This window comes from Streptomyces sp. NPDC051921, assembly GCF_040680975.1.
Taxonomy (GTDB): Bacteria; Actinomycetota; Actinomycetes; order Streptomycetales; family Streptomycetaceae; genus Streptomyces.
Map to the genome: position 1 here is coordinate 114,871 of NZ_JBFAXU010000006.1, position 19,343 is coordinate 134,213.

Below are 19,343 nucleotides of genomic sequence, written 5' to 3' on the forward strand. Positions count from 1 at the left end.
GCCTCGTCCATCGGGCGGGCCGCCGATCGGCGGCCCGCCCCCAGACCCGCGACTTCCCTCCACCACCGGACCGGAGCACCGCCATGCACACCGCCATCCGCCCCGCGCTCGCCCTCACCGCAGCACTCGTCCTCGGCCTTGCCCTGCCGCAGCCCGCCGCCGCACACGGCGACACCCTGGAAGTGCTCATCACCGGCCACCGGGACGGGCACGTCCTCACCAAGGTGACCTGGGAGAACGACGGTGACCCGGTCGACGAGCAGGTCGCCGCGGTGGTCGACGCCATCAGCGCGGACGGCCGCCGTACGGCCGGCCCCTGGAAACTCCGGCGCGGCGCCCGCCCGACCGACTGGACCACCGCCGAGACCCTGCCGGCCGGCGTCTGGGAGGTGACCGTCGCCGTCGGTCACCCCGGACTCGGTCACGCCGAGGGGCAGTTGACGGTCACCGCAGCGCTCCCCTCGTCCGGCAGCTCGTCGGCCGCGAACGGGGCCACCGCCACGTCTGCGCCCACCCGTATGCAGGAGAAGTCACCGGCTCCCGGTGGTTCCCGGCGCCCGTCCGCGTCGCACTCCGCTCCCACGGATCAGGACAAGGAGCGCTGGGTCCTCGGCCCGACCACGATCGGGCTCGCCGCCGCCTCGCTCACCGGGGCCGCCGCCGGGATATGGATACGGCGCAGGCGCGGACGGCGCTGACCGGCGACCCTCAGGACGAGCGGGCGGCAGCTGCGGCACCGGGGCGCCCGGCATGCGGGACCGGGCCCACCGCTCACCACCGGCGATGTCCCGTCGGGGGCGTCCCGCGGCCGCTCACGGGACGTCGCCGACGAGACCGGCCAGCGCGTCGGCGGACCCGGGTGTGAGCCGGTAGAAGCCCTGGAGGCTGATCGAACGCTCCAGGCGTCCGTCCACCACGTACTTCAGGCCGCGGGTCTTGCCACGGGCGTTGCGCCAGGTCAGTGAAGGCAGCAGATCACCGGGTATCGGCAGGTCGAAGCGTACGGGTGTCGCGGCCACATGGACCGCGGCGGCGCCGCAGCCGCCGGCGCCGAGCATCGACCAGTCGTCGTGGCCCGGGAACGCCGGGTCGGGCCAGGTCTGCGGGGCCGTGCCGCAGCAGTCTCCGCGTTCCCTGTCGACCACGCGCATGCGGGACACGACGAACACCTCGCACCGGTTGACGTGCAACGCGTACACCTCGTCGCCGGCGCGGGCACCCGACCAGGCGGGCAGGGACTGGTGGACCCCCGAGTAGGCGACCGGCGGCCGCTCGCCCACGCGGCCGCCCTTGCGCAGGGCGCGGCACGTGTCATGGGTCCACAGAACGGTGAAGGCATCAGGCATGTGGTGATCGTAGGAACGAGCACTGACATCGATGCTGGTCCCCAAGACAGCGCACACGTCTCCGGCCGCCTGACGACTCTCCGCACGCGGCGAGTTCGCATGGCCCGAAGCCGTCCCCGGCTCCTGACGGTCTCGGCGCCCGTCGTCACGCGCGCGGTCCCGGTCCGCGGGGACCGCGCCCACGCCCGCCGCTACTTGCGGCCGACGCCCGCGTACATCGCGACGTCCGGCGTCGGCGTCTCCGGTCGCCACGCGGAGCAGGACACCACGCCGGGCTCGAGCAGTTCCAGGCCGTCGAAGTAGCGGGCGATCGCCGCCGGGGTGCGCTGCGTCAGCTTCGGGGTGCCGTGCTCGTTCCAGAACGCCACCGCCGCGTCGACGTCGGGCATGTCGGGGTGGGTGACCGTGTGGGACAGGACGAGGTGGCTGCCGGGGGCGAGCGCGTCCAGGAGGCGGCGGACGATCGCGTACGACTCCTCGTCGTCCTCGACGAAGATGACGACCCCGAGCAGCATCAGCGCGACCGGCTGCGCGAGGTCGAGCGTCTTCGCCGCGGCGGCCAGGATCGTGTCGACGTCCCGCAGATCGGCGTCAAGGTAGTCGGTGCGGCCCTCCGGCGTCCCGACCAGCAGAGCACGGGCGTGCGCCAGTACGAGCGGGTCGTTGTCCACGTACACGACACGCGCGTCCGGGGCGACGCGCTGGGCGACCTCGTGCGTGTTGTCGGCGCTGGGCAGGCCCGTCCCGATGTCCAGGAACTGCCGGATGCCCTCCTGCTCGGCGAGGTACCGCACCGCCCGCCCCAGGAACAACCGGTCCGCCTTCGCGTACTCCCCGATCCCGGGATGCAGCTGCCGGATGCGGTCGCCGGCCTCCCGGTCGACCGGGTAGTTGTCCTTGCCGCCGGTCCAGTAGTTCCATATCCGGGCGGTGTGCGGCCGGGACGTGTCGATACGCGATTCGATGTCGGTCACGCCGTCAACGTATCGCAGCGCCACGGCAACTCCCTTGTCCCTGTGCCACATTGCACCCGTTGTTCACATTGCCCGCCGCCGGGAGGAAGCGGACGCCGACGCCGACGGAGACGCCGGACGAGGGGTACGTGATGTCGTCGGCGCAGGGTCCGCCGACGCGGCCGGCCCTGACACCGGATCCGCCCCCGGTCCGGTCGGATCGACTCCCGTCACGGTCCCTGACGCCGGTCCTGGTGCAGTGACCGGCTCCGGCGGGAGGGCAGCTCGACGTCCACCCGGTACAGCCGGGTCACCTGCTGCGCGAACTCAACCGCGACGAACCGGCCACGCGTGTTCACGTACGGCCCGGAGGCGTGCCAACCGGCGAGGGCGCGTGGGCCGACGCAGCGCCCCGTGGGGTACGGACACGGCCTTCCGGCCACGCCGGGAGCGCGAGGGGCGGCGTCAGTCGTGAAGGGCGTGGTTCGGTCCCAGAGCCAGTCGGACTTTTCCCTGCGCCATCATCTGTGGCCGCGGGGACCCCTGAATCTTCATGCGCTCGCTGAGCGAGTCGAAGACCGTCTGCAGGTCGAGCACCGCGGGGCCGCCCTCGACACCCCGTTCGAGGATGTCGATCAGCGTGCCCGTGAAGACGGGGTGATCCTTGTCGGGGGGCGCCAGCGCGGCGCGGTCCGCGGATGCCGACGCCAACACGTAGGTGCCGGTCGCCGCGGCGAGTTCCGCCGCCGTCCCCATGGCCATGGCCCGGCCTGCGAAGCAGCAGTCGAGGATCACGGCCTTGCGCCTGGCCGGGCTCTTGGCAAACATCGTGCGCACTTCGTCGTAGGGAATCGCGCTGTAGGGGCGACCGTATGCGGTGTCGGCCGCCGCGAGGGTGAGCGCGCCGGACGAGGTCAGGAGACCATGCCCGGCGTAGTAGAGCAGAAAGGTGTCGGTGGCTTCCTCCGCGGCCTCGTGGACCGCACTGAGGACGTCGTCCCGTGTGCCGTTCATGACGGCGACGGTGGCGTCCGGCAGGAACGCCGGGGCATCGGTCGTCAGGAGGGTGTGCAGGGCCTCGGCTCCGGGGGCGACGGTCGGGAGGTCCGTCAGATCCGCGTCGCGGTAACGGCCGGCGCCCACGATGACGGCGCGGGAACCGTTCAGGTACGGCAGGTCCGGATGCCGCTGCGCGAGGTCACGGGAGAGGACGGGGCCCGGTAGGTCCGACTGACGGGGCACTGCCTGCGCGTTCGTCGCGTGTGCGCTTGTGGTGTGTGCACGGGCCGTGCGTGCGCTCGTCGCGTGTGCGCTTGCCGCCAGCGTGTCTGTTGTCCGTGCGCCTGCCGCCCGTACGCCTGCTGCCTGTGCGCCTGCTGCCTGTGCGCCTGCTGCAGGGCGGTCGGCTGCCTGGCGGTCGGCTGCATGGCGGTCGGCTGCATGGCGGTCGGCTGCATGTGCGACCGACTCCTGGTCGGTGCTCCGCCGACCGCTCGAGGTCCGGCGGATGACCGGTTCCGGACCGAGTGCGACGTAGTGGTAGGCGGCAAGCCACAGCTTGGACATGCGGTCGCAGATCTCGTCCTCGTCGCCCCAAGGGTTGAGCCGCGCCAACAGGGCGACCACGTCCGCGTAGACCGTCGACCGGGGCAGCTCGGGCCGCGTGAACATCTGATGGATGGTGAAGTGGCTGCAGGGCAGGGGCTTCGCCATCTCTCGGGTACTCGGCCAACCGGCCAAGGCGTGCAGCTCATGGAGGCGCACCATGAGCTCGCTCATCGGCCCGGACAGGCCATCAGGCATCGGAAGTCTCGGCATGAGGAGCGCCTCAACTGTCAGGAGCTGTAAGGAGATGTCAGGAGTGATTATGCCTTGGCAGACCCTGACGAGCGATGTCTTCTCGCGTACTTCCCGCCGATTGCCCGGCTCGATGGTGGTACCAGGCTCTGATCCACCTGCTTCCGCAGGGAGACGGCGCCGTGGGCCGGTTGCACAGACGGGCCCGTCCTGATGGGAGGCCCGCATGACTCTGCAGATCACCCCCGAGGCTCTGGGGGTCCTCGTCGTCGGGTGCGTCGTGGGGATCGCCGTCTTCAGGCACACCGCGCGCACCCAGTCGGGCCTTCCCGCCCGCGGCGACGTGGTGGGCGCGATCTCGGCCGCAGTCGGAGTGGTCGCGGCGCTGGGGCTGCTCCTGGGATTCGAGCACGGGGAGTCGGGTAGCACCTCCTCCCCGGAAGCACCCACCGTCAGCAGTACCACCACCGACTGTCCGAAGGGTTCGCCGGGATGCTGACGGCCGGCCAGGGCGCGTGGTCGTGGGCAAAGGGGGGCGGACAGCCGGACCGTTCGACCGGCGACGCAGCCCCGACACCAGCTGATGGCGGAGCCCGGTGCGGTGCTCGAGCAGGCCGCCCACCTGTCCGCCTCCGCACTTGCCGGCCTCGCGCGGTTCGCGGTGCTGCGCCTCGTCGTCTTCGCCCGCAACCGCTCGCAGGCCGTGGCGACCACCTTCCGCGCCGCCCCTCCTGCGCACGCGGCCATGGCCGGCCTGTCGCCCCAGCCCGGCTCCGAGTCGTTCTGCCGCGCCGCCCGACCCTTCCCGCCGGGGGGCGGCTCGCCGGCACCCACTCGGCCGCGTCTTCCTGTCTTGCCGGCATGTCATCGAAGCGGACCACCCCATCGCCGACCTCAACCCCCCGTCTCACGGGGGGCCTCTGCTCCCCAGTCCCACAGGGCCTGGAGGACCGGGCCGAGTCGCTGCCCACGTGGCGTGAGCGCGTAGCGCACTCGCGGCGGCCAGCCCGGGCGGCGGTCGCGTTCGACGGCTCCGGCCTCGCAAAGCTGTGCCAGCCGGTCGGACAACACCTTGTCCGACAGCGTGGGCAGGGCGAGGCGCAGCTCGCTGTAGGAGCGGTCGCCGCGCAGAAGTTCGCGCACGACCAACGTCGTCCAGCGGCCGTGAAGGGCCGCCAGCGTGATCTCCACGGGGCAAGCGGGAGTGGGCGCCCCGATGCTCGCGTGTGGATCGTTCGGGAGCCCTGCCGGGTGACCAACCGTTCGGTGAGTCACGAGATCGCCTCCTAACGTGTGGCGCACCCCATTCTCCCCGTGACGGAAGGACGTCTGTCGCTCATGCGAGAACTTGCCGACCGGCCCGAAGAGGTGCCCCTGGTGTTCGCCGAACGGTTCAACAGCGGCGACGCCGCCGCGTTGGCGGAGGTCTACGAGGACGCGGCGGTGCTGGTCGAGCAGCCGGGTTCGCTGGTGACCGGCCCCGGCCTGCTGGCCGCCAACAGCCGCCTCCAGGACCTGGGAGTCCCCATCTCCGTCCGTCCGCGCCACGTCTACCGCAACGGTGATCTGGCACTGCTGATCGTGGAGTGGACCATCGAGGGGATCGGTCGCGACGGCGACGCGGTGCACGTCGCGGGGACAGCCACCGATGTCGCCCGGCGGGGCTCGGACGGCCGCTGGCGGTACGTCATCGACAACCCCTTCGGTCCCCGTTCGCAGCAGGACGCCGAAGACGCGCCTCTGGTCACGGAATCGACGAGGGTCCGACGGTGTTGACGTGGGGTGGGGCCAGTGGTGGTGCATGCTTCACCGCCGAGGATGCCGTCCACGGCATGGCCGATGCGCGTGCGGTGCTGACGCGCGCGGTCGAGCGGACAGGCGAACGGTCACGGATCTCGCCCATGGACCGTGAGCGTTGCGCACCCTGCGCGGCACCCCTGCCGTAGCGACTGCACGCTCACGATCCACGGCCGGAGTACTGGGGTCGCCCGCATGGCCGAGCCCTCCTTCCGCACCGCCGTGCGCGAGTCGTACGACACGGTCGCCGCCGATTACGGGGAACGCGTCCCGCCTCCGGCCGCGCTGGAACCGCTGTCACGCGCGATGCCGGCGGGGTTCGCCGAACTCGTGCGAACGGCCGGACCGGGGCCGGTCGCGGACCTGGGATGCGGCCCCGGACGCGTGACGGCGCACCTGGCCGGGCGCCCAACCCCCGGCTCGGTTCGCGTCTCGTGCGGCGTCGCTCACGGCGATCCGCAGCAGTCCCGGGGCCGGGGCCGGGGCCGCTGGATCACTGTCCCGGCACGCGCACGCAGGTGAACAGGCTCGTACACGGGTCCGTGCAGCATCAACTGCCGTTCCAGGCGGTCCTCCTGCTGCACGCCGTGCGCTCCCCCTGGCTGCAGGCGAGGCACGAAAACTCGGCAGGCCACGCACACCGACGCGCGCCGCGTGTCCCGCACGCCCAGGTGTGCAGCTCGCAGCCGGGCATGCGGCAGCGAGGAGTTGGAGTTGTTAGCTGTTTAGCTAAAGTGTTAAATACAGGGCATGACCGAGTCAGCCGACGACGCCGGCGTGTTCCGCGCCCTCGCCGACCCCACGCGGCGGCAGATCCTCGAAGACCTCCGTGGGGGCGAGCTCGCCGCCGGAGAGATCGCGAGCCGCTTCGCCATCAGCGCCCCGTCCATCTCCCGACACCTCGGCGTGCTCAAGAGTGCCGGGCTCGTCGCCGAGCGGCGGGACGGCAACCGGATCCTCTACTCCCTCGTCGAGGACCGGCTGGCCACCAGCGTGGGGCGCTTCCTCAGTGCGGTGTGCCCCGAACAGATCGTGCTCCGCCACACGAAGTGGCGCACGGAGACGGGCCGCGAGGCCCGCGACGTCCGAGAGGCCGGCGAGGCCCGAGAGGAGGAGAAGAGCGCATGAGACCCCCACGCCTCGCCTCCGTCATCGAACGGCGCCTCCTCGTCAACTACCGCGTCGCGCCCGAAGCCGTCGCGCCCCTGCTGCCCTCCTCGCTGCGCCCGCAGATCGTGCGGGGGTACGCCGCCGCCGGAATCTGCCTCCTGCGGCTCGGCTCGGTTCGACCCGCCTGGGCCCCCGCCGGCGTCGGGTTGCGCAGCGAGAACGCCGCGCACCGCATCGCCGTCGAGTGGGACGGGCCGGACGGAGTCGAGACCGGTGTCTACATCCCGCGCCGCGACACCGGATCGCTCGTCAACCGCTGGGCCGGCGGCCGGGTCTTCCCCGGCGAACACGGCCACGCCGACTTCGAGGTGCGGGAGACCCCCGAGACGCTGCGGGTCGCCTACGCGACCCGTGACGGCTCCACGCAGGTCGACGTCACCGCGGAGGTGACCGAGCACCTGGAGGGCAGCGAGCTCTTCGCCGACCTCGCCGAGGCCTCCGCCTTCTTCCGTACGGGGAGCAAGGGCTGGTCCGCGACCCGCTCCGGCTGCTCCATGGACGGCATGCAGCTCGAGACGGACGCCTGGCGCATCCAGCCCGGCCGGATCACCGCCGTCCGGTCCAGCTACTTCGACGACCCCGACCGCTTCCCGCCCGGCAGCGCGCAACTCGACTCGGTCCTCGTCATGCGCGACGTCCCGGTCCGCTGGCGGCCGCTTCCCGCGATGGCCACCGGGGCGAAGGCGCGGGCGGCAGCCTGGGCCCGCGAGTCGGAGACATGACTCGGGCGCCGCGCCACACCGGACGGCGGGGGAGCTCGGAGACGCGCCGGGAATCCCACCGCCCACCCGCGGAACGCCCCCGGTCGGCGCCACCCGGACACGTGCCGGCCGCGCCCCCGGACAGGCGCCGGCCGGTACAGCCGGGACGGGTGCCGGCGGGTGCCTGCGGACGGGGCGCCGCCGGCGCCGCCCGTCGAGGACGGTCGAGACCTGCCCTCGACGGGCGGCACCCCGGACGGCGCCGCCTACGTCCTGTTGCCGGCCTGCCGGCCCGGCCTCACTTCAGGTGCCGGTCGAAGAACCTGTTCCCGTCGTCCACCTCGAACCACGGGGTGCCGACGTGCCCGCCCATGTTCGCGTGCAGCGTCTTCTCCTTGGTGCCGAAGGCGTCGAAGAGGTCCAGGGCCCGCTGCCGAGGGTTCCCCTCGTCGTCCCACTGCAGCAGGAACAGCAGCGGAACGGTGACCTGCCGGGCCTCCTCGCGCTGGGCGCGGGGCACGTAACCCCCGGCGAAGAAACCGGCTGCCGCGATGCGTGGTTCGACCACCGCCAGCCGGATACCGACGGCGGTCCACCCGGAGTATCCGACCGGGCCGCCGATCTCGGGCAGCGCGAGGAGCGCCTCCAAGGTGGTCTGCCATTCCGGGACCGCCTCGGCCACCAGCGGGCCGACGAAGGACTCGAAGATCTCGTCGACCGGCTCTCCGGCCTGCATGGCCCGGCGGATGTCGGCGCGAGCCCGCTCGTCGGCGGCGGAACGGGGCCGGTCACCGCACCCGGGGGCGTCGATGGCGGCCACCGCGTAGCCGCACGCCGCGGTTCGCCGGGCCCGGGCCACCAGCCGCGGCCGCCCCTTCGGCAGGCCGTTGTTGTGGGCCATCAGGACCAGCGGTACAGGGGCGTCGGACTCAGGCGTCCACAGGGTGCCGGGGATCTCGCCGAGGGTGAACTCGCGCTCGAGGACACCGTCGTCGAGGCGTTGCTCAGAAATGAAGTGCACGGTCGTGCCTTTCGGGAGTGCTCGTGAACGGCGCTCCCGGACGACCTATCGTCCGACCGCGGCCCCGGAAGGGAGCACCCATGCCGTCACTGCGTTCACGGATACCACCTCCTCGTTCTCTCGCACGGCCTCCGCGAGACTAACCGTGTTCGCCGCGGCCGCTAACAGGATTTGCGGAGACCGAGCGCCGCCTGCCGCTGCCTCGAGAGTTGCGGTGGGCGGGCCCTGGCCGGGAGCGGCATCGGCTCCCGCCGTGCGGGATCCGCGCGGTGGGGGCCGATGCCGTTCGGTGGGCCGGATCAGGGTTACGGGGCGTCCAGCTGTGCCTTGCTGTGGGCATAGAGAACGCGCTCGCACACGAGGCCGAGACACTTCGCCGACTCGCGTCTTCGAGGGCCTCGGCGTTCACCGCCGGACCGTAGTGCTCGGAGACCGGCCACAGCCGCTGCGCGCCGCGTTCGTAGGAGAGGTCCTCGGCTCCCGTCGCGGTCTTGATCGCGCTGCCGTCGGACACCAGCTCGCCGTTGCTCCACCCGTAACGCCAGAGGTTGCCCGGGGCGTTGTGACCGGCACTCTGGTCGACGTACAGCTGGTCGCCCATCGCCAGCGCACCCTGGGCTCCGCCGTCCGCCATCGGCAGGTAGTTGGCCCCAGCCTTCGGCCGTCACCTCGCCGGAACGGTTCTCACTCGCACTCGCATCTCGCACTCGCAAGGGAAGGTGGCACGGCGCAGACGTCCACCCGATGGCGACGCGCCGCCGCGCCCCGGAGGACAAGGGGGTGGCCGCCCTCGCCGCTTCGTGCCCGCCCGGCGAGCGCGTCACCCACCTCCACGGTCGCGCGGGCCTCCCCACCTCACCGCCTCGTGGGCGGGAACGCGAGACCCGTCGGGGTGTTGAGGCCGGTCGTCGGGACGGTGCTCTGGCCACCACCCGTCTCGCGGACGCGCACCACCCGGTTGTGGAAGCCGTCGGCGATGTACAGGCTGCCGCAGCCGTCGAGCGCGAGACCCAGCGGATCGCTGAGGCCTTCGGTGTGCACCGTGGTCTGACGCCCTCCGACGGCCGCCACCTTCACCACTCGGTTGTTGCCGCTGTCAGCGATGTATAGGTCACCTGCCGAGTTCAGGGCGAGTCCGGTGGGCTGGGAAAGACCGACGGTGGGGACGGTGGACTGGCCGCTCCCGTCCGCGGCCACCCTCACCACCCTGTCGTTCACGAAATCGGACACGTAGAGGTTTCCGGCGACGTCGAGGGCGAGCCCCCATGGATGCAGCAGACCGGTGGTGGGGACGGTCGACTGTCCGCCGGCGGCGTCGACCTTCACGATCCTGTCGTTGAAGCTGTCGGCGACGAACACGTCGCCGTCGCCGTCGACGGCGAGCCCCAGAGGACGCGAGAGCCCCTCGGTCGGAACGTCGGACTGGCCACTGCCGTCCTCCGCCATGACGACCACCCGGTTGTTGCCGGTGTCCGACACGTAGAGGCGTCCCGCGACGTCCCACGCCATGCCGGTCGGCCGGACGAGACCCTCGAAGGGCACGGTGGTCTGGTCGCCGTCGCCGGTGGGCAGGACGACCACCCGGTTGTTGCCGTAGTCCGACACGTACAGGGGCGCGGCGGCATGTCCCCGCCCGTACCCGGCATCGGTCGCGTCCGCCGCCCCGACGGGAAGCGCGCAAAGAGCCAGGAGTCCGGCCGCCGCCGCCAGCCGGCGGCCCCACCGGCGCACCGCGCGCCCCCCGGGAGACGGTGCGTCCACCGCGCGAAGACCGACCGTCGTACGTTCCATGACTCACCGCCGCGTCCGGGCTCCGGCCCTCTGCCGTGCCTCCGCCGACCATAGGAAGCGGCACCGGCTGCAACCGGGACCACGCCGCTCCCCCGCCGATGCACCACTCCAATGCCCCGCGATCACGGGACCGGGACCCCCGCCACCCGACTCGGAGTCCCGGCTCGTGTGCCTCGGAGCATGCCCGGCAGGGTGTCCCAGCGGTCCGGATGTCGTTGGAGGGGCATGAACCCCTCCCCCACGATGGGCGCCTTCGCCCCGATCGCGCGTCGACGGCCGACTCACGAGCCGCCGGTTCCGCCGGTGTCGCCGCTGCCTCCACGCGTTGCGCCGGCGCCGCCGGTTTCGCTGGTACCGCTTCGGCCGCCCGTCTCGCCGGCGTCGCCGGTCTCGCTGATCGCGCTTCGGCCTCCCCTGTCGCGGGTGTCGCCGATCGGCGACGGCGGAAGGGAACGCACGGATCGCCAGGCGGTCGGGACGGTGGCCGCATGACGCGCGTGGTCGCCGACATCTCGGTCTCCCTCGACGGCTTCGTCACCGGACCGGATCCAGGGCCGGACACCGGTCTGGGCGCCGGCGGGGAGGCCCTGCACACCTGGGCGTTCTCCGACGACCCCGACGACCGACGGCTCCTGGCGGAAGGGACGGCCCGCTCCGGTGCCGTCGTTCTCGGCCGCCATCTCTTCGACGTGGTCGACGGGCCGAACGGCTGGGACGACACGACCGGTTACGGGGCCGGAGAGGTCGGCAAGCCCGCGTTCGTCGTCGTGACGAGTGCGCCGCCCGAGGCGGTACGCCTCAGCGGCCTGGACTGGACCTTCGTCACCACCGGCCTGGCGGACGCCGTCGCCGTCGCGCGCGAGCGTGCCGAGGCGGCGTCGGCGGCCTCGGGCAGGGAGCTCGACGTCGTCCTGATGGGGGGCGGCGCCACGATCGGCTCCGCGCTGGAGGCCGGGCTCGTCGACGTACTGATGCTGCACCTGGCCCCTGTCGTCCTGGGCGCCGGGACGCCGCTCTTCACCGGCGGATCGCCCTTGACGCTGACCCAGCGGAGCGTGACGGCGACGTCGACCGCGACACACCTGACGTACGACGTCCACTGAAGGCTCGACAGGAGACCTGGCGGCCCGGCCCCCCGATCGCGGCCGGCCCCCCGATCGCGCCCCTCGGTCTGTGGATCTGGCGTCCGGGCGGACCATCACATCCGATGTCGCCCGCACGGTTGCCGTAACGGGCGAGGCGTGTGGTGCGCATGTGAGGCCAGTGGCCCCACCCGTTGCCTCCGAGCCAGAACGGGGCTTCTGACGAGGCGATTGTTGGCCGGGCTCTGCACTGCCCTTCGGCGCCGGGACTCCTAGCATTCCACCACCCCCGCGCGCATCGGCGGGGACACGTCGAGCAGCGATTGACATGTCCATGATGCTTCAACTGTTGCCCGCTGCACCACCCGTCTGCACGAGGTGACGCACGGACCGTTCCGCCGTCACACCGGGCGCCGTCGTGCGCCCGCGCCTCGCCCGGCACCGAAGCTCCGGATGGGAGAAACAACATGAGGGTCCCCCTGCTGGTGGGCGCAGCGACCGCTGCGCTGTTCGCCTCGGCCCTGCCCGCGCACGCGGGCCCGTCGTCGATCACGAATCCGCCCCCGGACAAGATCGTCATCGACATCGCCACGGTGAACGGCTCCGGATGCCCCCTGGGCAGCGCCGCCATCGCCGTGTCCGAGGACAACACCGCCTTCACCGTCACCTACAGCGAGTACCTGGCACAGGTGGGCGGCAACTCCGCCCCCACCGCCGCCCGCAAGAACTGTCAGCTCAGTCTCGTGGTCCACGTCCCCCAGGGCTTCACCTACGCCGTGGCCAGCGCCGACTACCGCGGATACGCCTCCCTCAGGCCCGGAGCGAGCAGCACCGAGAAGGCTTCGTACTACTTCCAGGGCTCGTCGAACACCGCGTCGCGGACGCACGCCTTCCGCGGACCGTACGAGGACAACTGGCAGACCACCGACGAGACCGACTGGGCCCAGCTCGTCTGGGCCCCCTGCGGAGTGCAGCGGAACTTCAACATCAACACGGAGCTCCGCGTCAACGCCGGCACGTCCAACCCCGCCGCCACCAGCTACATGACCATGGACTCCACCGACGGCGACATCAGCACCATCTACCACCTCGCCTGGAAGGAGTGCCCCGGGCGGTGACACCGGCATCCCGGCCGGGCCGCCCGCGCCCGGCCGGGGTTTCCGCCCGCGTGCAGTCGCCCGCCCCGCAGCGGCACCCACCCCCGGGAGGCAGCCGCTCCGGGGAGGCAGCCGCCCCCGGAGGCAGCCGCTCCGGGGAGGCAGCCGCCCCCGGAGGCAGCCGCTCCGGGGAGGCGACGACGAGTTGTGAGCGGTCCGCCGCACGGGACCCGCTCGGCGGGGAGGGCTGCGCCGCGCCGAGGAGCACGTAAATGAGTCGACAGCTCCCCCGGCACCCGGCAAAGTGGCCGCCCGTGACGAGCAGTGAGCTGTGGACCCGCGCGACCGCCGACCGCTACGACGCCGAGGACGCCGAGATGTTCTCGGCCGCCGTCCTCGGGCCGACTCTCGCCTTCCTCGCCGAGCTCGCCGGGGAGGGCCGGGCCCTGGAGTTCGCCATCGGGACCGGACGAGTGGGCGTCCCGCTCCGGGAACGCGGCGTGCCGGTGGTGGGCATCGAACTGTCCGAGCACATGGCAGCGGTGCTGCGGGGCAAGGTCGACGGAGACACGCTACCGGTGGCCATCGGGGACATGGCCACCACGGTCGTGGCCGGCGAGTTCACCCTGGTCTACCTCGTCTACAACACCATCACGAACCTGCTCACACAGGACGAGCAGGTCGAGTGCTTCCGCAATGCCGCACGCCACCTCGGCCCCGGCGGGCGATTCGTCATCGAGCTGGGCGTGCCCCCGCTGCGGTTCCTGCCGCCCGGCCAGGTCGCGGTGCCGTTCGACGTCTCGGAGCAGCACCTCGGCTTCGACACCTTCGACCTGGTCGAGCAGATGCTCGTCTCGCACCACTTCACCCGCGACGGCGAGGGCGGCAGCTACCGTCGCGACAACTCCCGGCACCGCTACGCCTGGCCGGCGGAGCTCGACCTGATGGCGCGGATCGCCGGGCTCGAGCTCGAACGTCGCGTCGCGGACTGGGACGGGGCCCCGTTCACGCAGGACTCCACGAAGCACATCTCCGTGTGGCGCAAGCCGACCTGAGGCGCCACCGGGCCGTCGACACCATGCGGCAGACCGGTGCGCATCCGAGGGCGTCGGCCGAGCCGCTCGAGCGTCCGGATCACCGGTCCCGGAGTGATCCCACCCGCCGGAGGGCTCGTTTCGTCTGGAACTCCCAGCGCACCGCCCCCTTGACGGACCCTTAACTCAATTCTTAAATCATGGAGGCAACGAATGGGTCCAGCCCTTCGGGTCCTCCTTGACGTGTCATGGGCATGCTCACCCCGCACCATCTGGCCCTCGTTCCGACGTCAGGCAGGGACCCCTCCCCCCACACCCCGACGGAAGAGAGAGCATGCACTCCTCCCGCCCACCCCGCCGCCACCTCCGTAAGGCCCTTTCCGCCTTCGCGGGCGCCGCCCTCCTGCTCGGCATCGCCGCCACCGCGCCCGGAACCACCCTCGCGGCCGACGCCAACTCCGTCCCGACGGCACAAGCCGCCGTCGTCACCTTCAACGACGACTTCGACGGTCCTGCCGGATCCGCCGTCAACTCCGGCCGCTGGCAGATGGAGACGGGCGACAACGTCAACAACCACGAGCGGCAGTACTACACCGCCGGAGCCGCCAACGCCGCCCTCGACGGGCAGGGCCATCTGGTCATCACCGCGCGTCGCGAGAACCCGGGCAACTACCAGTGCTGGTACGGGCGTTGCGAGTACACCTCGGCACGACTCAACACGTCCGGAAAGTTCACCGCCCAGTACGGGCGGGTCGAGGCACGGATGAAGGTGCCCCGCGGGCAGGGCATGTGGCCGGCGTTCTGGATGCTCGGCAACGACATCGGCCAGGTCGGATGGCCCAACTCGGGCGAGATCGACGTCATGGAGAACGTGGGCTTCGAACCCTCCACCGTCCACGGCACCCTGCACGGGCCGGGCTACTCGGGCTCCGGCGGCATCGGCGCCGGCTACACGCTGCCCGGCGGGCAGGCCTTCGCCGACGCGTTCCACACCTTCGCCGTCGACTGGGCGCCCGACCGGATCACCTGGTCCGTGGACGGCACCGTGTACCAGACCCGTACGCCCGCCGACCTGGGCGGCCGCAGCTGGGTCTTCAACAAGCCGTTCTTCCTGATCCTCAACCTTGCGGTCGGCGGCTACTGGCCCGGCGACCCGGACGGATCGACCGCCTTCCCGCAGCAGCTCGTCGTGGACCACGTCCGCGTCACCACCGGCGACAGCCCCGGAACGAGCGGCCGGATCACCGGCATCGGCGGGAAGTGCGTCGACGTCGCCGCGGCGAACACGGCCAACGGCACCCCGATCCAGCTCTACGACTGCAACGGAACCGCCGCCCAGCAGTGGACCGTCGGCTCGGACGGCACGATCCGCGCACTCGGCAAGTGCCTCGACGCGGCCTCCGGCGGCACCGCGGACGGCACACTCGTACAGCTCTGGGAATGCAACGGGACGGGCGCCCAGCGCTGGGCCGTCAGCGGGGCACGGGACATCGTGAACATCCAGGCGAACAAGTGCCTGGACGCGACGGGCAACAGCTCGGCCAACGGCACGCGACTCCAGCTGTGGACCTGCAGCGGCGGCGCGAACCAGAAGTGGACGGTCGGCTGACCGGCCCCGCCCGCCCGACCCGCCGGCCCCGCCTGCACCCTTCCGCGGCGGTCACGGAAGTGACCGCCGCGGAAGACGCGTTCGGCCTCGGCGAGGCGCGGCCCCGGAGGCCGCCCACCAGGTCACCGCTTCCCCCGCGGGCAGGACACTGCGGATCGCGCCGCCCGGAGCGAACCATCAGCGACGACGGCGACGCGGGCGCACGGGTCATGTGCCCGCAGGGGCCGCACCGCCGACCCAGGCCCGGCGGGCGCGCGGACGCACTGCGCGAGCGTTCCCCGAGGGCCCCCAGCTGGGACACCCGGAGTCGCCGCCGACACGGATCCGGCTCACGCCGAGGCGACTCCAGAGCGTCACAGGGCACCTCGGAAAGTTACGGCCGACCCACTGACCAGCGCGGATTTCCGCTCCGACCGGCCCGAGCGGGCCTTTTCGACCAGGCGCCGCAAGAAAGACATTCAATGTCAAAGTGTGTATGAAATTTTTCATACTCTTGCTTACTCGACGGTATATATGTTTACTGACGGCGGCGTTCCGGTCTCATAGATGCCAGGAGGACAACCCCACGTCCTCGCCGAACAGCCACCCGGTGAGCCACTCCTCCTCGGCGCACCCGGGTGATGGGCACGGTTCTCGAATCGCCCGGAGCGCCGCGGCGGCCTCGGTCACCCCCTTCACCGAGGCCGCCGCGTCCCGACCTCGATCAGAACTTCTCCACCCCTCGGAAGTGACGAGCATGCCCCAGACCGCCGCCCTCACGCGCAGTCCTGACTGGCCCCTCCAGGTCAAGGCCCCCGGCACGCACGACTGGGAACGCAGCGCCAAACGGTGGCTGAGGGAGCTGCTCCCGGCCCGCTACGGCAGCTACGTGACGCTCACGCGCCATCCCGCGCTCCTCGTCCGCCATGTGCAGCTCCAGCTGCAGCACGAGATGCGCGCGGTGCGTGAGGCACTGCAGACCAGCCGCGTCGAGCTCCCGGCGATCGGCGTGTCCGAAGCGCTCATCGAGAACAGCATCCGGATGTACGCCATGGAACTGGAACAGCTGAGCAGGCTCTCCCGAGGCGTGCGTCTCGTCTCGGAAGCCCTGCTCGGGCGCTCTTCGGGCCGGCGCACCTACTGACCCGGGAAGCCGGCGCCCTCCCCGGGCGCCGATGCCCCTGCGTCACCGGCCCGGAGCGGGGCGCCCTCCCCCTTCGCCGAGCCCAGGACGGCGTGAGCTCCCTCGCGGGCCGAACGCGCAGGGGCAGAACCGAGCCGGGGTCGTCCGGCGTGTACGCCTGCGAGGCCACGGTCGCGCATGCAGGGGGGAACATGAACGGTGAAGAGCAGCACGATCCCGACGAGAAGGCCAAGCGACGTACCGAACTGCTGTGGCGCGTCGGCGTCATCGTCGCCCTGGTGGCGTGGGCGATCTTCCTTGCCTCCCTCTACGAGGACCCGGGACCGCTCTGCGGCACCGGCCAGGACATGCATCCGTGCTGAGGGTCCCCGGTCAGTCCAGGATGACGGCGGCGCCCCTGCGGCGCAGTTCGGCCAGCCCCTCCAGCATGGCCCGGATCTTCTCCGGGGGGTGCCCGAGCCAGCCCTCGAGCTCTGACAGGACGCGCACGGGCTCGCGGGTGCGGTAGGAGCGGGTGGGATTGCCCGGGAACTTCTTGTCGGTGACGTTGGGGTCGTCCTCGAGCTCGCCGGTCGGCTGCACCACGTAGATCCGTCCCGGGCCGTCACCGGCAGCCAGTTCGGCGCCCCAGACGGCGGCGTCCAGAGTCTCCGAAACGTAGACGTGCCGGGACACGCGTCCTTCCTCGAAGTTCGACGCGTGGCCCGGACTCAGCAGGTCGCCCGGCACGAGGTCCGCCTTCGTCCCGTGCAGGTAGGTTCCCGCCTCGTACACCTGGAAGGGGACAGGTTCACCGATCATGGGGTACTCCGTGAGCTGTCTGGCCGGTCGCCGGGGGCCGGGGGTGGCTGAGGAGATCTTCCCAGTGATGACCGAAGAAGTCGCCTTCGCACGCTGTCACCGATCCACCAGGACAGCGACGGCACCAACCCGGCCGCCCATCGGCGGCTCGCCGGCGAGGCCGACGGGGAGACCACGTGTGCTGCGAGGCTCACGCCGACGACCGGGGACGTTCACCGCGATGGCCCGGTGACGCGCTTCCGACGGCCGACCGGTTGGACCTCGACGAGCTCGAAGCCGTCCTCGTGGCGCACGAGATGGTGGACCTGGCCGAGGCCGGAGTCACGGACGAACCCGACCCACCCGTGCGACGTCGCGTGCTGAAGAAGCCACCCGACGACGTCCATCGTCACCCCGAAGTCGTCCTCGTGGACGCACGTCCGGACGGTGAGGGCCCATGGTTCACCGCCGTCCAGGTTCGGCCTGTCGGCGGCGCGGACCAGCAGGGACACATCGGCCCCTTCGAACGCGTGGCTCGCCGAGCCGCCGTCGAAGGCCTGCCAGGGACCGCCCCATGACTCCCAGTCGGTCGCCGTCAACTCCGCCGGCGTGTCCGCCTGCCCCAGGAGCCATCTCAATTCCAGCAGTACCGGCTCGGGCAGGTCCGACGGCAGGTCCACCGCCAGAAACAGGTCGTAGTAGTCACTCACACCATGACCCTAGGGGGTGGCTCTTCGATCGCGTGAGACCCATCGGGCGACCGACGGCAGTGGCCATCACGGGAGTCGACGGGCCAGGAAAAAATGCGTCGAACGCGGACTCGACCTCTGGGAAGGTCCTGAGTGCCCCGGAACTGCTGCGGAAGGAAGCCCGTGCCACGTGCCGTCACATTGATTCGCTCCGCCTCCCTGTCCGATGTTGCGGAGTACGCCTACGCGGCCACGGCCCCGGCCGAGTCGCGGCTGATCTTCCTGGCCGGAGCATGTCCTCTGAACGAGGATGGCTCCACTGCGGCGATCGGAGACGTCGCGGGGCAGGCGGCCAGGGCTGTGGAGAACATGCGGACCGCGCTGACGGACTCCGGCGCGTCACTGCACGACGTCATCAGCACCCGCGTTCTCGTCGCCTCTCACCGCCGGGAGGACCTGGTGAAGGCGTGGGAGGTCGTCCGGGACGCGTTCGGTGACCACGACGTGCCCAGCACATTGATGGGTGTCACCGTGCTCGGCTACGAGGACCAGCTCGTGGAGATCGAAGCCATCGCCGCCGTGCTCGATCCCTGAGCCGGCGGGCCATCCCTGCGGAGGGGCCAACCGCCCCGCCTGTTGGTGTGGCCGCGCTCGACGGCGCTCACCAGGGCAGCCCACGCGTTCACCCCCTTCAGCGACCGTGAACGCTGCCCGCCAGCCGCGCGGTTGCAACAGGTCACCCACCTCGGTTTCCGTACCCGCCGGTGTGCCGCCTCAGGCGGTGTCGGGCAGCGCGGCCCTGTCGGGGTGGTCCGGTGTCGCGGAGGCGGTGCCGTCGCTCGACCGGCGGGTGCGTTCTCCCCAGGCGGCGACCGGCGGGCCTGCCGCGCCCAGCGCCGCGAAGAACGCTCCGAGGAGGAGCCGGCCCGCGTGTCCGAGTCCGAGGACCGCGGTCGTGAGGACCATCGGCGCCAGGGCCTGCCCTGCGTCGAAGGCGATGCCGAAGAAGCCCTGGTACTGCCCTTGGGCGTGGTCGGGAGCGAGGCCGAAGCCGATGGCGTAGCCGCCCGAGGCCTCCCCTGACTCTCCGAGACTGTGCACGCAGACGGCGAGGATGGCCCGTACCGGTCGGCCAGGTTCCCGGCCGGGATTCCGGCCAATAGCCCGACCAGCCCGGCGATCGTCAGGCCGACACCGACCTGTACGGCGGGCAGGTGCACCACCAGCGTGAAGTAGAGCACCGCGGCGGTGTTGAACAGCCCGTTGCCCACCCGGCTCACGAAGCTCGCGACGATCAAGGCGCGCCCGCGCCCGTACCCGCACCCATGCCCGTGCCCATGCCTGTGCCCGCCT

Annotated in this window: 21 protein-coding genes and 1 pseudogene; 13 read left to right on the forward strand and 9 right to left on the reverse strand. The window is 71.6% G+C overall.

Translation table 11 applies throughout. From position 1 onward, the window contains the following. The first annotated feature begins 83 nt into the window (after window positions 1–83). A complete protein-coding gene (locus AB0M16_RS10395; RefSeq protein ID WP_365340962.1) occupies window positions 84–698 on the forward strand; it encodes a hypothetical protein in 615 nt (204 codons plus the stop codon). Window positions 699–812: 114 nt separating this feature from the next. Here AB0M16_RS10395 and AB0M16_RS10400 read toward each other — a convergent pair whose 3' ends face one another. The 3 genes from AB0M16_RS10400 to AB0M16_RS10410 form a co-directional block, all read right to left on the reverse strand. Then, window positions 813–1,346: a hypothetical protein gene (locus tag AB0M16_RS10400; RefSeq protein ID WP_365340964.1), complete on the reverse strand. Its 534-nt coding sequence runs from the start codon at window positions 1,344–1,346 to the stop codon at window positions 813–815. Window positions 1,347–1,537: 191 nt separating this feature from the next. Then, on the reverse strand, window positions 1,538–2,320 hold the full coding sequence (locus AB0M16_RS10405; protein ID WP_365340966.1) for an SAM-dependent methyltransferase: 783 nt from the start codon (window positions 2,318–2,320) through the stop codon (window positions 1,538–1,540). Between the two features lie 444 nt (window positions 2,321–2,764). Next, window positions 2,765–4,102, reverse strand: coding sequence for a caspase family protein (locus AB0M16_RS10410; RefSeq protein WP_365340968.1), 1,338 nt, complete (start codon window positions 4,100–4,102; stop codon window positions 2,765–2,767). Between the two features lie 220 nt (window positions 4,103–4,322). Here AB0M16_RS10410 and AB0M16_RS10415 point away from each other — a divergent pair, with 220 nt between their 5' ends. Next, the gene (locus AB0M16_RS10415) at window positions 4,323–4,595 is read left to right on the forward strand and encodes a hypothetical protein (protein ID WP_365340970.1); all 273 of its coding nucleotides are present in this window, start codon (window positions 4,323–4,325) and stop codon (window positions 4,593–4,595) included. Window positions 4,596–4,990: 395 nt separating this feature from the next. Here AB0M16_RS10415 and AB0M16_RS10420 read toward each other — a convergent pair whose 3' ends face one another. Then, window positions 4,991–5,287 (reverse strand): helix-turn-helix domain-containing protein, encoded by a 297-nt coding sequence (locus AB0M16_RS10420; protein WP_365340972.1) that lies wholly within the window; start codon window positions 5,285–5,287, stop codon window positions 4,991–4,993. A 147-nt stretch (window positions 5,288–5,434) separates the two neighbouring features. Here AB0M16_RS10420 and AB0M16_RS10425 point away from each other — a divergent pair, with 147 nt between their 5' ends. From AB0M16_RS10425 to AB0M16_RS10440, 4 genes and pseudogenes are all read left to right on the forward strand, one after another. Beyond that, window positions 5,435–5,872, forward strand: coding sequence for a DUF4440 domain-containing protein (locus AB0M16_RS10425; RefSeq protein ID WP_365340974.1), 438 nt, complete (start codon window positions 5,435–5,437; stop codon window positions 5,870–5,872). A gap of 216 nt (window positions 5,873–6,088) precedes the next feature. Then, window positions 6,089–6,298: pseudogene (locus AB0M16_RS10430) on the forward strand (SAM-dependent methyltransferase); the annotation flags it as partial. 345 nt (window positions 6,299–6,643) lie between these two features. Continuing rightward, the gene (locus tag AB0M16_RS10435; RefSeq protein ID WP_365340976.1) at window positions 6,644–7,021 is read left to right on the forward strand and encodes a metalloregulator ArsR/SmtB family transcription factor; all 378 of its coding nucleotides are present in this window, start codon (window positions 6,644–6,646) and stop codon (window positions 7,019–7,021) included. Continuing rightward, window positions 7,018–7,785 carry a DUF2071 domain-containing protein gene (locus tag AB0M16_RS10440; RefSeq protein WP_365340978.1) on the forward strand — a complete coding sequence of 256 codons (768 nt, stop codon included), beginning with the start codon at window positions 7,018–7,020 and terminating at the stop codon, window positions 7,783–7,785. The genes AB0M16_RS10435 and AB0M16_RS10440 overlap by 4 nt, the downstream gene beginning before the upstream one ends. A 277-nt stretch (window positions 7,786–8,062) precedes the next feature. Here AB0M16_RS10440 and AB0M16_RS10445 read toward each other — a convergent pair whose 3' ends face one another. Next, window positions 8,063–8,785 carry an alpha/beta hydrolase gene (locus AB0M16_RS10445; RefSeq protein ID WP_365340980.1) on the reverse strand — a complete coding sequence of 241 codons (723 nt, stop codon included), beginning with the start codon at window positions 8,783–8,785 and terminating at the stop codon, window positions 8,063–8,065. Window positions 8,786–9,640: 855 nt separating this feature from the next. Continuing rightward, window positions 9,641–10,576 carry a hypothetical protein gene (locus tag AB0M16_RS10450; RefSeq protein WP_365340982.1) on the reverse strand — a complete coding sequence of 312 codons (936 nt, stop codon included), beginning with the start codon at window positions 10,574–10,576 and terminating at the stop codon, window positions 9,641–9,643. A gap of 488 nt (window positions 10,577–11,064) precedes the next feature. Here AB0M16_RS10450 and AB0M16_RS10455 point away from each other — a divergent pair, with 488 nt between their 5' ends. From AB0M16_RS10455 to AB0M16_RS10480, 6 genes are all read left to right on the forward strand, one after another. Next, complete coding sequence (locus AB0M16_RS10455) at window positions 11,065–11,679, forward strand: dihydrofolate reductase family protein (RefSeq protein ID WP_365340984.1); 615 nt, start codon at window positions 11,065–11,067, stop codon at window positions 11,677–11,679. A gap of 446 nt (window positions 11,680–12,125) precedes the next feature. Further along, window positions 12,126–12,776 carry a DUF4360 domain-containing protein gene (locus tag AB0M16_RS10460; RefSeq protein ID WP_365340986.1) on the forward strand — a complete coding sequence of 217 codons (651 nt, stop codon included), beginning with the start codon at window positions 12,126–12,128 and terminating at the stop codon, window positions 12,774–12,776. A 293-nt stretch (window positions 12,777–13,069) separates the two neighbouring features. After that, window positions 13,070–13,810: a class I SAM-dependent methyltransferase gene (locus AB0M16_RS10465; RefSeq protein WP_365340988.1), complete on the forward strand. Its 741-nt coding sequence runs from the start codon at window positions 13,070–13,072 to the stop codon at window positions 13,808–13,810. Window positions 13,811–14,123: 313 nt separating this feature from the next. After that, entirely contained in the window at window positions 14,124–15,398 is a 1,275-nt protein-coding gene (locus AB0M16_RS10470) for a family 16 glycosylhydrolase (RefSeq protein WP_365340989.1), read from the forward strand. Between the two features lie 736 nt (window positions 15,399–16,134). Continuing rightward, on the forward strand, window positions 16,135–16,521 hold the full coding sequence (locus tag AB0M16_RS10475; RefSeq protein WP_365340991.1) for a hypothetical protein: 387 nt from the start codon (window positions 16,135–16,137) through the stop codon (window positions 16,519–16,521). Between the two features lie 191 nt (window positions 16,522–16,712). Next, window positions 16,713–16,883 (forward strand): hypothetical protein, encoded by a 171-nt coding sequence (locus AB0M16_RS10480; protein WP_365340993.1) that lies wholly within the window; start codon window positions 16,713–16,715, stop codon window positions 16,881–16,883. Window positions 16,884–16,893: 10 nt separating this feature from the next. On the opposite strand, the gene arr is transcribed toward AB0M16_RS10480, so the two are convergent. Further along, complete coding sequence (gene arr / locus AB0M16_RS10485) at window positions 16,894–17,322, reverse strand: NAD(+)--rifampin ADP-ribosyltransferase (RefSeq protein ID WP_365340995.1); 429 nt, start codon at window positions 17,320–17,322, stop codon at window positions 16,894–16,896. Window positions 17,323–17,534: 212 nt separating this feature from the next. Then, window positions 17,535–18,011 carry a hypothetical protein gene (locus AB0M16_RS10490; RefSeq protein ID WP_365340997.1) on the reverse strand — a complete coding sequence of 159 codons (477 nt, stop codon included), beginning with the start codon at window positions 18,009–18,011 and terminating at the stop codon, window positions 17,535–17,537. 162 nt (window positions 18,012–18,173) lie between these two features. On the opposite strand from AB0M16_RS10490, the gene AB0M16_RS10495 reads away from it, so the two are divergent. After that, on the forward strand, window positions 18,174–18,584 hold the full coding sequence (locus AB0M16_RS10495) for a Rid family hydrolase (protein ID WP_365340999.1): 411 nt from the start codon (window positions 18,174–18,176) through the stop codon (window positions 18,582–18,584). A 180-nt stretch (window positions 18,585–18,764) separates the two neighbouring features. On the opposite strand, the gene AB0M16_RS10500 is transcribed toward AB0M16_RS10495, so the two are convergent. After that, window positions 18,765–19,091 carry a hypothetical protein gene (locus AB0M16_RS10500; protein WP_365341001.1) on the reverse strand — a complete coding sequence of 109 codons (327 nt, stop codon included), beginning with the start codon at window positions 19,089–19,091 and terminating at the stop codon, window positions 18,765–18,767. Window positions 19,092–19,343 lie beyond the last annotated feature (252 nt).

Bases quoted from the DNA above. Each gene is read 5' to 3' on its own strand.
- AB0M16_RS10395 (WP_365340962.1), top strand. From the start codon at position 84: ATGCACACCGCCATCCGCCCCGCGCTCGCCCTCACCGCAGCACTCGTC.
- AB0M16_RS10400 (WP_365340964.1), bottom strand. From the start codon at position 1,346: ATGCCTGATGCCTTCACCGTTCTGTGGACCCATGACACGTGCCGCGCC.
- AB0M16_RS10410 (WP_365340968.1), bottom strand. From the start codon at position 4,102: ATGCCTGATGGCCTGTCCGGGCCGATGAGCGAGCTCATGGTGCGCCTC.
- AB0M16_RS10415 (WP_365340970.1), top strand. From the start codon at position 4,323: ATGACTCTGCAGATCACCCCCGAGGCTCTGGGGGTCCTCGTCGTCGGG.
- AB0M16_RS10425 (WP_365340974.1), top strand. From the start codon at position 5,435: ATGCGAGAACTTGCCGACCGGCCCGAAGAGGTGCCCCTGGTGTTCGCC.
- AB0M16_RS10435 (WP_365340976.1), top strand. From the start codon at position 6,644: ATGACCGAGTCAGCCGACGACGCCGGCGTGTTCCGCGCCCTCGCCGAC.
- AB0M16_RS10440 (WP_365340978.1), top strand. From the start codon at position 7,018: ATGAGACCCCCACGCCTCGCCTCCGTCATCGAACGGCGCCTCCTCGTC.
- AB0M16_RS10450 (WP_365340982.1), bottom strand. From the start codon at position 10,576: ATGGAACGTACGACGGTCGGTCTTCGCGCGGTGGACGCACCGTCTCCC.
- AB0M16_RS10455 (WP_365340984.1), top strand. From the start codon at position 11,065: ATGACGCGCGTGGTCGCCGACATCTCGGTCTCCCTCGACGGCTTCGTC.
- AB0M16_RS10460 (WP_365340986.1), top strand. From the start codon at position 12,126: ATGAGGGTCCCCCTGCTGGTGGGCGCAGCGACCGCTGCGCTGTTCGCC.
- AB0M16_RS10470 (WP_365340989.1), top strand. From the start codon at position 14,124: ATGCACTCCTCCCGCCCACCCCGCCGCCACCTCCGTAAGGCCCTTTCC.
- AB0M16_RS10475 (WP_365340991.1), top strand. From the start codon at position 16,135: ATGCCCCAGACCGCCGCCCTCACGCGCAGTCCTGACTGGCCCCTCCAG.
- AB0M16_RS10480 (WP_365340993.1), top strand. From the start codon at position 16,713: ATGAACGGTGAAGAGCAGCACGATCCCGACGAGAAGGCCAAGCGACGT.
- arr (WP_365340995.1), bottom strand. From the start codon at position 17,322: ATGATCGGTGAACCTGTCCCCTTCCAGGTGTACGAGGCGGGAACCTAC.